Here is a 12,160-nt window from a genome sequence, read left to right as displayed (position 1 = left end):
ATACCAGGGTGCGCCCTAATGATAATCGAAGAACTTCAAAAAAAATATGCCGCTGGTGAAAGAGACTTTACTGACTTCAATCTTTTTGAGGCCAATCTTAGTGGTATTAATCTCAGTGGTGCAAATCTTAGCGGAGTCAATCTCAGCGTTGCCAACCTCAATGGGGCAAATTTAGCTGATGCTAATCTCAGTAAAGCTAAACTTAATATTACTAAACTTAATGGCGCTCATCTTAGTGGCACTAACTTAAATGATGCCGATCTTAATGTAGCTAATCTAGTTTTAGTTAATCTAAAAAAAGCTCAATTAGTTGCTGCTAAATTGATTAGAGCAGAGCTGATTAGGGCAGAATTAAGTGAGGCTAATCTCTCTTTTGCCGACTTAAGTGGAGCAAGTCTGATAGAAGCTACCCTCAGAAAAACGAATCTTAGTGGTGCCAACTTAAAGGGAGCTAACCTACGCTTTGCTTCTCTAACAGGAGCTAATTTAATAGAAACTAACTTGCAAGGAGTAGATCTTAGTGGTGCTGATCTTAGTGGTGCTGACCTTAGTGGTGCTGAACTCAGACAAACTAATTTGACTGGTGCTAACTTGAATGGAGCTGATTTAAGTGGGGCTAATTTACGTTGGGCTAGTCTGATTGGGGTTAACCTAAAGTGCGCTAATCTTAGTGATGCCAAGCTTAGTGGTGCTGACCTAAGTAGAGCTGACTTGTCCCAGGCTAATCTTTTAAATACTAGCTTAGTTCATGCTGATTTATCAAATGCTTGTTTAATTGAAGTAGATTGGATTGGAGCAGATTTAACAGGTGCAACTTTAACAGGTGCAAAAATTTATGGCGCTTCTCGCTTAGGAATTAAAACAGAAGCAGCAATCTGCGAGTGGTTTGATTTGAGTGCTAATGGAGATCGAAGTAAAGTCCATTATCTCAATGCTGAAAAAATAACAAGTTTCTTTCACGAGACTCTTCCTAAAGTGAAAATTATTGTTGATGCTCCCTTAGATAGCTCTAGTCATTATGCTCTAGCAGCAATATATTATCAAATTAGTAAGTATTTACCAGAGCTAAATCAACCACCTTCTATACAAATTAACTCTTGTCGAACAATAATCTCGTTTCAAATGAAAAGCGATAAGAAACTATTTGGTATTGCTTATGCTGCTATTATCGCTTTTAATGATGCTGCTAAGACTCAAGAGAAAATTAGCAATATGATGAAAATGCTTAACTCTCAAGATGTAAACTATTTAACTCCTAGAACGGCTAAAAAAATCCAGCAGCTAACTGCAGTTTTCAACCAATCTATTAAAAAAGTTAATCAAGTTAATAAAGACAAGGAATTACTGAGATTTTGCAACGGAATTAAGTTTTTTCAGACACCAACAAAAATAACTCTTGTTAATTCAAGCAATCAAAATTTTAATGTTTATAATCATCCTACATTTGGTAAGCAAATAGTTAATAAAGTTAGTAAAAATAATGAAGTAGAAACTATCATTCAAGTACCTCAAGCAGAGTCATGTTCCATAAATAAAATCATGGATTTCCTTGATGGTTTTCATGACTTTAAATAGTAGTTTACTAATGCAAAATTATTCTTGATAATTATTATCTCAAATATCAAAGTTTTATTCTTAAGAGGGATTTGTTATACTTTCATTAATGCCACCGATAACAGAATAAAATATTTGTTACATTAGCACAATAGATATAGCGCTGTGCGCAGGCAACAGGCAACAGGCAACAGGCAACAGGGGGAATAAATTGCTGATAATATAAGACTTTTAGCTATTTAGCCCCTCCTGCAATTTGTAAATATACCAGCGCTCATTGCTATATCTCCGATAATCAAAAATAAAATCAATCCCATACGTATAAATCATCAATTATTTCCCCTCCTGGGAGGGGTTAGGGGTGGGTTCCCTACTCCCTACTCCCTATTTTATGGAGAGGTCTAATAGAAAACTTGTATAGAATACAATGGCTCTAGATTAACTACAAACTTTTTCATAGAAAACCCTGTTTTCTAACAGAGATTTATAATTTTTCCCTATTCCCTAAAATCTTGAATTTTGTACTTCACCTAATTGCAAAAAACTATAACATGATAGAGTAAAAAAACTAGACTCCAAATTGATATTAAAAGTCAAAGCAAGATAAATACAGTAAATTACAAGTATATAAAGTATAAAAATTAACAATAAAAATTTTGTGGTCGGACATCTTGCCCGCCACTGGTGTACCTCACTTAGATGAAATCTTTTGTATCTTTATGATTAATGTAGCAGTGTTAATTTAAATTTTGCATAAAATATTTTGGAATTAGGAAAAAGACTGTTCGATTTATTTTCTATTCCTAGATTTTTTACAAATGATTTAAGACTACTATATCCAGAAAATTAATATTGACTTCAAGTTTAACAGTTAACTTGATTAGATTACCTACTTTTGTTTTGTACAAATAACTAATTTAGATAAAAAAATTATATTAAAATTCAGTAGAAAAATATATTTATTCAACTTGACTTAATCAACAACAGATGCCAGAAGAAATATTCAGAAGATTTGAATTAGTCAAAAGATATGCACAAGGGGAAAGAAATTTTACTGCTATCAACCTGACAGAAGTTAACCTCAGTAAGATGAACTTAAGTCAAAGTAATTTCAGTAATGCTACTCTATTTGTCTCTAATCTTAGTGGTGCTAATCTTAGTGAATCAAACTTTAGTAAAGCTAATCTTAATGTAGCTCGCCTTAGCAATGCCAATCTCAACAGGGCAATATTGAACCAAGCCACTTTAAATGTGGCCAATCTAGTCCGAACTAATCTTAGGGAAGCTACATTAGTTAGAGCTACATTAGTTAGAGGAGAATTAGTTAGAGTAGACATGACTCTAGCTAATCTCAACAGAGCAAATCTCAGTGGTGCTGATATGAGAGAAGCTATCCTGACAGAAGCAAACTTAAAGCAAGCTAACCTTAGCAGTGTAAATCTTCGAGTTGCCACAGTAAAAGAAACTAATCTAGAACAAGCTATCCTCCATAGTGCTGATCTAACAAAAGCAGATTTACAAGGAGCTGATTTTACCAATGCTGAATTAAGACAGGCTAATCTAAGTATGGCTAATCTCAGGAATGCCAAGTTCAATGGAGCTAATCTTAGATGGGCTATTCTTAATGGAGCTGACTTAACTAATGCTAACCTGACTAATGTTAAGTTGAGTGGGGCAAATCTTCGTAAAGCAAATTTAACTAATACAAAATTAACTAATGCTAGTTTAGTTCATGCTGATTTAACTGAAGCCAATTTAATGAGAACTGATTTAGTGGGAGTAGATTTATCAGGGGCAATTTTGACTGGAGCAAAACTTTATGAAGTTCCCAGATTAAATATTAAAGCTGATGAAATTGTTTGTGAATGGATTGATACTAGTCCCAAAGGAGATCATAGCCAAGTTTATTATTTTAAATCATCAGCAGAATCTAAGAAATTTTTTAGCCAACAATCTCCAACAGTTCAAATTATTGTTGATTCACCTTTAGACCTAAAAGCTAATGTAGCTCTTGCTACAACCTACTATCATTTGGGTAAGGATTATAATTTTGTTACTCGTCCTCCCAGTATTGAAGTTAGTTACCAAAAAACTATTTTGAATTTTAGAGTAGATAGTGATGAACTGTTATTTCTGCTTGCATTTATTGTGATTTTTCCTTTTGCTGATGCTAGAAAAGCTCAAGTTAATGTGATAGAAATTGTCGAAAATATTCCTTTACAAAAAATGAATACCAAAATATTAGAATTGGAAATAAAAATGGAACAGCTTGTCAAAAAAAATCAACGAATCCAAACAATCATTGAGTCTGTTAGGGACAAAATTGCTTTTTTTTCAAGCCCTACTCAATTAATTTTAAATAATTCAAGTGGTCAGAGTTTAGTATTAAGTAGTAATCCAGGATTTGGTAAAAAAAACTGTCAAAATATAACAGAGCAAACCTTTTCTTTGCCTCCTAAAAATAAGGTAATTGATTTTATCAACAGCTTTTATTATTTGGGTCAAAGTTTGTGATCGAAGTAGAAGTCCATAGATCCCTGCGTAATTTCCTGCGATCGCAAAATGAACCTCAATGGCCTCATAATTTGACGATGGCACGTTTAGTCGCGAGGGCCTTGCGGCTGGGGCGTAGTGCTTTGATTCAAACGGGGTGTCCGCCAGGTAGTCATAATCAACAATATCAGTTAAGCTACCTAGTACCAATTTTAATGTGGCCTCAAAAAACAATATTAGTCGCTCCTCGGCCAGTACAGGAACATTTACTTAGGGTAGAAATTCCTAAGTTGCTTGGAAATAATTCATACAGTAGCTCATCACTGCCCAATAAGCCAATCCAAACCTATCCACAACAAGATTCTGACTTTAATGGACTACTACTAATAACTCCTGAAGCTTGGTTAATTAACCAATGGCCAGATGGGCAGTTTTCTCAAGGTATTCCCACAATTATAGATTGGGCAGACGATCTAGAAACTTGGGTCCAAAATTATTTAACTACCAGTTTTTTATCTGCTGACTGGAATCAACTGATGCAAGCTTACTCCGATGAAGCTGACTTTATTCGTGAAGCCAGGATAAACTTAACACGATCGCTCTTCCAACATCCAGCAAACCCCTACAGTTGCTACTTAATTGAACAAGATGAGGAGCAGATTTTACAAAATCTCATCGAACGTTTGTCATTGACTCCAACAAACAAGGAATTACATCGTAATCATTTGAATAATGATTTTTGGTTGAAGTGGCAAAGCGATGGACAATTAAGGTGGGCAGAAATTCATCGCCAGAGAGGCTCGTTTTCTTTATACTGTACTCCTTGTGATTTATCTGAAGCTCTTAATAATATATGGACTCAACAACCTGTAGTAATTATTGGAGGAGCATTAGACCTAGAGGCCAAAGCTTCTACCTATAGAAAGATGATGGGGTTAGAGGACTTGACCTGCGTTAAATTTTCCCCTGATCGTCGCAATGAGATGATTCAATTATATCTGCCCAATGGTTTGCCGATGCCAAATACACCTAAATTTCAGGAAGCATTAATTCAAGAAATAAGGACTTTATTGTATATCAGTTCTAATGCTGTTGATGGATTAATAGTGATCGTCATCGGAGATGTACCACTTAAAGCTCAAGTGGGCGCTGTTTTGGCCTCTGAATTTGGTTCCCGAGTTCAAGTGGAAACTACTTCTCCTGGAGTACAAGGCATTTTGATTACTGGTTGGGAATTTTGGCAAAAGCATCAAAGGGAATTAAAAGCACCTAAATTATTGATAATTGCCACTTTACCCCTTCCATCTTTGGAAAATCCCTTAGTATCTGGACGAGTAAATTTTTATAAGCAACGGGGTTTAGATTGGTTTAGATTATACCTTTTACCAAAGGCATTACAGGAATTGCAAAGTGCTATTGCCTCTATCAGAGAATCTCAAGGTGTTGTTGCTTTGCTTGATAGTCGTGTAATTCGTCGTAGTTATGGCAAGCAATTTTTAGTAGCTCTTAGTCCTTTTGCCAAGATTGATTACTTAGATACTACATGGTTAACTTAACGAAGTCAGAAGTCATAAGTTAGAAGTTAGATGAATTTTGACACTAAATTCAGCTTATTTGTTGTACTTTATAAATCTTGATAATAGTCCTCAAAACTTTGATTAATTAAAATTTTACATTTATTTAGCCAACTCTAATTCAGAGAGTTTTTTTGTACTCAAAAAATTACAATCTAGTTTCACGCCTCAAATAGAAAAACTATAGATACTGTTTTTGGTATCTTTGGATCAAGATGCAATTATAACATTAGTTCTCTGCCAATATTCTGAATAGTAGCTAAATTAACCAATTGATTAAGAACTAATTCTTAAAGTTAACTTTTTTGATCCTTTCTTAAATAGATTTAACAAAAAAAGTTTATTCCTGTCAAGCCTCACTGTTATGATCTAAATTAAAATCACTTAAATAACTATTGAAATAATTATGGGTGAAGCAAAGCGTCGTAAAGAATCACTAGGAGAACAGTATGGCCAAGAAGCACGGTTTATTTCTTGGTTGCCAATTACTAAAAGTCAAAGTGAGAAATTTATCCAGTTGACTTCAACTGGTGCATGGATTGGTATTGGATTTCTGATTGTTGGCTGGTTAACAGTTAGATTTATTGGTCCTGCTTTTGGATGGTGGCAAATTCAATAATTCCTTATCTATGAAGTTAAGATAACAGTTAGAAAAATTTAATAGCTAATAGTTAATTTTTAATTAGCAAGCATTAATAAGAGTATTCTCAGAGTCAAATATTCTAAAATATTTATTTGATCAGATTAATGAGTATTTATTTAGCATCAAGATTAAATCAATTTAAACCTGATACAAATTTTTGACATTTTTAAAATACTAGATAAAATCTGTTCTAAAAAATTTGAAATTATGAATAATTTTTGTGACAGTTTGATTTTTGATAAATTTATAGATGTCAAAAACAACTTATTAAAATCAATATTCAAGATAATTTGGCAGTATAAAAACTCTATTATGTAGAATTTTAATTGACTCTAGGAAAATTCAATTATCACAATCAATAAAATCAATAAGCAAATACATTTTATTGTTGTGAATCCTGATTCAATTTTCAGTATTTTGTCTATAAATAGTTTTCAATATAAATACAATCTAATATCTATAAAAAATCAACAACTCACCTCTAGAAAAGTTTAGATTGAATTGTGTTCCCATTCAAAACTCTTGCTTACAGCTACTTTAATCCACCTGGATACTATTTAACTTATAACCATGATTAATTATTTGTATAATTTTCTGGTTTCAATTCCTCAAATCTCTAATTTTGGAACCTAAATTTAGTGTTTGAGTCTTTGAAAGTAAAGACATAAGGCATAGGTGGATGTTGCTCTTGATACCTTGCTCAAAAATCCTACTTAGTTAACCTAATCAAGTATCTAGTCATTAAAGACTACTCGAGAGATTTGCTAAAAAAATTATTAGGGATATACTTAATGTTCAAAAGCTAAACACCAAATTTTTATGAGACCTTAACAAAGTCTAAAATTTAGGGGTGTGGTGATAGGAGGATAACAGTGTTTCTGAGACTTGCAGAACAACATCGTCAATTTGTACAAGACCTAGTAATGAACTTGCAAGCTCTGGCAATTGTGCTGGAGAATAGAGGATATTTGGCATCTTGTTATACCTGCGGAGGTAAAATGAATAGTGCCTCATTTATGGTCAGCTTGGGAGAGAATCATCTGATTCGCTTTCTAGTATCAGATTATGGTATTACTTGGACAGAGATGCGAGATGATCGTGAACTAATGAAATTAGAAGGAGCTGAAGCAATTAGTCAGTTACAAGAGCTAGCTAATTTACTGAAAAATCAGATTCAGCCTTGTCCAAACTCTACTCAACTTCCCCAGGAAGACTTAAGTCTGAACCAGGTTATCTAATTTATCATAAATGTTGAAAGATCTCGAGCCGTTATCATCTTTGATTTAATGGGTGATGGGTGAGATGAATTTCAACCAGAAAAATAATTGAGCAATAGGCGCGCACATTTTTGGTGTTATAATCTGACCAATACCCGTGGGGCAAACGGTTGAATAAAAGCGCACCGCCTGCCCTGAGGTTTCCGAGGGCGTAAAGACGGAGCAAGAAAGCTTGTGGATATGGTCTGACGGGTGTGCAACTCGACTGGTTTGATTTGTTATCTAGTTAAGAATCTGTGTTAGTTTAGCTTTGCGTCAGCACTCGCAAGCATCTCCCGTTATAATCTTTGATTTAACGGTGAGAGTATCAATAATTTCCTTCGTTAAACCTTGTGGGTATGACGCTGAGTTTAATCTAAATTACAAATATTAAATAAAGCATTAATCCCCCCTTATAGAGCTATCCCTTATACGGAATTCCTGAAAACCTTGTGGGAAGTATGGGGAGGTTGGGGAGTAAGAATCTTGTCTAGAGTTCTCAAAAAAATGTATTTTTCAACCCACTTTTTTTTGGAAAAGCCTCTCAAATACTAATACATAACTTGTCTATTTTGTCAAATTTTCTGTTAATAAAATTAATAAAAGATATTGGTGATGGATAGCTGTTCAAGGGAGGAACAGCTAATCTTGTCTGCTTGTGGAGACGTAAGATATTAATTATCCACCAAAGGAAGAAACTTCAAATTCAGTTTTTAATCTCCCATTATAATCTATGATTTAATGGGGAAGTATAATGGAAACAAATTTAGTATTTCAGATAAATCTCTCTTCAATTCCATCAAGTCTGAGTAGATCGGGAAAATTGTTCTGAAATTTGTATAAAAATTAGCAACTTACCGAATAATTAAGGTTTAAACCCACATTCCGCACCACAAAATGTATTATATAAGAAGGAGTCAGGAGGACTGAGTCAGGAGTCAGAATTTAGGAGAAAATCATAGCTGCTGTGATTGAGTAAACAATCAAGCAAGTATTTATGCTTAATTGTTTACTCGGAATTTGATCAACGAAAAAAGTAGTTGAGATGATTTGCATAGTATAAATACTTACCAAACTACGGATTTATATACTACTTTTAATATTACAAATTGAAGCGCGGAATGTAGGTTTAAAGCCTCTCCTTTAAAGGAGAAAAAAGCGGTTGAGGGATGGCGAGGTCCCCTCGCCATATCCAATCAACCAAGACAGCGGTCGATCTTCGGAGCTTCCCGTAGGGTGGGATGGCAAGGTCTCCTCGCTGGCCAACCATCGACCAAGAGAAGAAAAAATTTTCACGCTCCGCGTCAATCCTCTTCTTTTCAAGGAGATATAATTATAGCGCTGCGCGCAGGCAACAGCTCATCTGGCAACAGCTCATCTGGGGGAATAAAAATCTGTTTGCGCAAGCATTCCGTAGGAATCATATAAGACTTTTAGCTATTGGACAATTCCTGCAATTTGTAAATATGCCAGCGCACATTGCTATATTAATTGCTAATTATTAATTGTTGAAAATATCTGTAATTCAGAGAGGAAAAGCTACTTAAGTTGTATTTCGCTAAATCTAGCTTGAACAGATGTTAATCTAGAAATAGATAAATCACAAATTTAACATTAGCCAGACAAAAGCTACTACTAAATTAGACAAGTCTGGTGGTAATAGAGGAGAGTTGATTGCAAACTATGAGTCTTCTAGAGTCTCAATGGCAACATTTTTTCGTAGACACTAATAATGTACGGCTACATTATGTTACTCAAGGCGAAGGAGAGTTAGTTATACTCCTTCATGGGTTCCCTGAATTTTGGTATTCTTGGCGCTATCAAATGCCTGCATTGGCCCGTCATTTCAAGGTTGTAGTTCCAGATTTACGGGGATATAATGATTCAGACAAACCAGATAATGGCTATGACCTAGATACTTTAGCTGCTGATATTCGGGGACTAATTGAACGTTTGGGTTATGTTAAAGCACATATTGTTGGCCATGATTGGGGAGGGGCGATCGCCTGGCATCTAGCTGAAAAATTTCCTCAATACTTGAACCGTCTAGCAATCTTGAATGCAGCTCATCCACAAAAACTGATTCAAGAACTGGCAGGAAATGTAGATCAAATACGCAGAAGTTGGTATATATTCGCTTTTCAAGTTCCTGGTATTCCAGAATGGCTGATTCAGCAAAATTTAAGAGAGTTTATTAAAGGGGTTTTTCAAGGACAAGCTATTCGCAAAAGTGTCTTTACTACTGAAATTACTCAAATTTATCAGGCAGCTCTGGAAAAACCAGGAGCGCTAGTATCCGCAATTAATCACTATCGTCAATTTCTTTTACCTCAAAACTGGCTAAAGAGCTTTAATCCTAAGCCATCATTAATTACAGCACCAACTTTAATTTTATGGGGAAAAGAAGATTCTTTTTTAAGTCAAAAACTTACAGAAGGTTTAGATAAACTAATAGCAGCTCCCTTTTGGTTAAAAGTTATCCCTGAATGTGGCCACTGGATTCAGCAGGAAGTACCTCATACAGTGAATAGAGAGTTGCTTGATTTTTTAAGGAAGAAATAATTTATAGCAGGGAACAGGGAATAGGGAACAGTAGAAAAAATATTTCCCTGTCTAAAGTTGTCTATGTCCGCCTTTTATCTGTCTATTGCAACTATTGACAAATTTAGTTAAATGTCGCTATAAATATCAAAAATAGGGCGGTAGGGCATTCCGTCCTTAAAGCTCGTGGAGTCCGACGGGATACCGGGACTACGAAACGAGAAGCTCACACTATAGCATCAGCTTAGTGTGGGAGATGTCACCAAAAAGCAAAAAAATCATAGTTGCATAATTTGTAGATTTATCATAATAAAATAACTGCAACTATGAAATATTTACTCTTCTGCTAATAAAATTTACTCTTCTTCCAAAACTTCTATTTCACCTTCTTCCTCTTCCATATCATCAGGTCGTGCCACAGAATTAGCAGAAACCAAAGCACCATGATTTAACTTTTCCCGAACTTGCTGTTCAACTTTTTTGGCAAAATCAGGATTTTCTTCCATATAAGCGATCGCCTTTTCTCTACCCTGAGCAAAATTACTTCCTCCGTAGCTATACCAAGCACCTTTACGCTTAATTACATCTGTCTCTTCAGCTAGGTCAATAATACAACCGAAACTAGAAATTCCTTTACCAAAAATAATATCAAATTCAGCAATACGGAATGGAGGGGCAACCTTATTTTTAGCAACTTTTACCTTAACATGAATACCATATTCCTCTGAAGATTTTTTCAGAGTTTGTGTACGACGAATATCAAGTCTTACCGAAGAATAAAACTTAAGAGCATTACCACCAGTAGTAGTTTCTGGATTACCATACACAACACCGATTTTTTGTCGAAGTTGGTTGAGAAAGACAACTGTACAACCAGACTTACCAATATTACCTGTAATTTTTCGTAACGCTTGACTCATTAAACGAGCTTGAAGACCCATGTGAGAATCTCCCATGTCCCCCTCAATTTCAGCTCTAGGAACTAATGCTGCTACCGAGTCAACAACCACAATATCAACAGCTACAGATCGAACCAGGTGATCCACTACCTCCAAACCCATCTCCCCAGTATCAGGTTGGGAGACAAGTAAATTTTCGATATCGACCCCTAATGCAGCAGCATAAGTGGGGTCAAGAGCGTGTTCCGCATCTACAAAAGCTGCAATACCTCCTGTTTTCTGAATTTCGGCGATCGCGTGTAAAGCAAGGGTAGTTTTCCCCGAACTTTCTGGGCCATAAATTTCAATAACTCTGCCCTTGGGTAAGCCACCTCCCAATGCTAAGTCTAAAGTCAATGCCCCACTAGGAATTGTTTCCACCTTCATGCGGGTAGCATCTCCCAAACGGACAATTGACCCTTTACCAAAACTTTTTTCTATAGTTTTCAGGACTGAATCTAAAGCTTTTTGTTTTTCTTTGTTATCTGTAGCTGAAGCCATGTATTTTTTTCCCAACTTAACACTAGACATTGACATTCTCTGAGACTAAACCCCTAGCTATAGCCTGAGATTTTGAAGAGACTTGGAGGTAGCTAACTGCTAGACCCACTACTCTACACTTTAGATTAGGAGAGCCAAAACCTTCCTATTTTCGATTTCACGAAAACTAAGCTGTGCGAAACATACCATACTCAGTCACCTTATTCTCTAGGATTAAAGCCACTGTCGATGGACACGGCCAAGGTTCTACTCTAAAAAATATCCGTGTCACAAAACCCATAGCTTTACTTAATTTTCTAGGTATATTTTATTTACCATAGTCTCCAGAGGCTGCTAGTAAACGAAAACCTCTACAGAATGGCTACCCAAGTTAATCAATGTAGTTTTGCATACTGCATAATAGTAGCATTTTTAATTTTCTATGATTAGATAATACATATAAATATTATTCAGATGCTTCTATTATAATTTTTATAACATTTTTACTTATATAAACAAGGATTATTTGTAGCAATAATAAAAAAAAATGTTGAAGCTTATTGGCTGTCTTGCTCTTTCTCAGCAATTATTTGTGCTATCTTATACTTAGTAATATAGTCAGGGTCAGTGTATAAATTATTACTCTAGACACTTAAGATAGTGTAAATCAATATTTCAGTT

At 35.1% G+C, this 12,160-nt stretch carries 7 protein-coding genes; 6 read left to right on the top strand and 1 reads right to left on the bottom strand.

Translation table 11 applies throughout. The features are described 5' to 3' along the window. Nucleotides 1-18: 18 nt before the first annotated feature. The 6 genes from F6K06_RS18360 (at nucleotide 19) to F6K06_RS18335 (ending at nucleotide 10,082) form a co-directional block, all read left to right on the top strand. Complete coding sequence (locus F6K06_RS18360; RefSeq protein WP_287242404.1) at nucleotides 19-1,575, top strand: pentapeptide repeat-containing protein; 1,557 nt, start codon at nucleotides 19-21, stop codon at nucleotides 1,573-1,575. Nucleotides 1,576-2,541: 966 nt separating this feature from the next. Then, nucleotides 2,542-4,068 (top strand): pentapeptide repeat-containing protein, encoded by a 1,527-nt coding sequence (locus F6K06_RS18355; RefSeq protein WP_287242401.1) that lies wholly within the window; start codon nucleotides 2,542-2,544, stop codon nucleotides 4,066-4,068. After that, the gene (locus tag F6K06_RS18350) at nucleotides 4,065-5,603 is read left to right on the top strand and encodes a helicase C-terminal domain-containing protein (protein WP_287242398.1); all 1,539 of its coding nucleotides are present in this window, start codon (nucleotides 4,065-4,067) and stop codon (nucleotides 5,601-5,603) included. The genes F6K06_RS18355 and F6K06_RS18350 overlap by 4 nt, the downstream gene beginning before the upstream one ends. A gap of 424 nt (nucleotides 5,604-6,027) precedes the next feature. Further along, nucleotides 6,028-6,240 carry a DUF2839 domain-containing protein gene (locus tag F6K06_RS18345; protein WP_124144569.1) on the top strand — a complete coding sequence of 71 codons (213 nt, stop codon included), beginning with the start codon at nucleotides 6,028-6,030 and terminating at the stop codon, nucleotides 6,238-6,240. An 896-nt stretch (nucleotides 6,241-7,136) separates the two neighbouring features. Then, on the top strand, nucleotides 7,137-7,502 hold the full coding sequence (locus tag F6K06_RS18340) for a DUF1815 family protein (RefSeq protein ID WP_124155091.1): 366 nt from the start codon (nucleotides 7,137-7,139) through the stop codon (nucleotides 7,500-7,502). A gap of 1,701 nt (nucleotides 7,503-9,203) precedes the next feature. Beyond that, entirely contained in the window at nucleotides 9,204-10,082 is an 879-nt protein-coding gene (locus F6K06_RS18335) for an alpha/beta fold hydrolase (protein ID WP_124144567.1), read from the top strand. 335 nt (nucleotides 10,083-10,417) lie between these two features. Here the strand turns inward: F6K06_RS18335 and recA are convergent, their stop codons facing one another. Next, the gene (gene recA / locus F6K06_RS18330; RefSeq protein ID WP_124144585.1) at nucleotides 10,418-11,500 is read right to left on the bottom strand and encodes a recombinase RecA; all 1,083 of its coding nucleotides are present in this window, start codon (nucleotides 11,498-11,500) and stop codon (nucleotides 10,418-10,420) included. Between the last annotated feature and the right edge of the window lie 660 nt (nucleotides 11,501-12,160).

Origin of the sequence: Okeania sp. SIO1H4, from assembly GCF_010672695.1 — a bacterium.
In the GTDB taxonomy this organism is placed as follows: Bacteria; Cyanobacteriota; Cyanobacteriia; order Cyanobacteriales; family Microcoleaceae; genus Okeania; species Okeania hirsuta.
The sequence above is the reverse complement of the archived record's forward strand: the minus strand, read 5'-3'. Positions and strand labels throughout refer to the sequence as shown.

Excerpts from the sequence above, each read along its gene's own strand:
- F6K06_RS18360 (WP_287242404.1), top strand. The coding sequence starts at position 19 with ATGATAATCGAAGAACTTCAAAAAAAATATGCCGCTGGTGAAAGAGAC.
- F6K06_RS18355 (WP_287242401.1), top strand. The coding sequence starts at position 2,542 with ATGCCAGAAGAAATATTCAGAAGATTTGAATTAGTCAAAAGATATGCA.
- F6K06_RS18345 (WP_124144569.1), top strand. The coding sequence starts at position 6,028 with ATGGGTGAAGCAAAGCGTCGTAAAGAATCACTAGGAGAACAGTATGGC.
- F6K06_RS18335 (WP_124144567.1), top strand. The coding sequence starts at position 9,204 with ATGAGTCTTCTAGAGTCTCAATGGCAACATTTTTTCGTAGACACTAAT.
- recA (WP_124144585.1), bottom strand. The coding sequence starts at position 11,500 with ATGGCTTCAGCTACAGATAACAAAGAAAAACAAAAAGCTTTAGATTCA.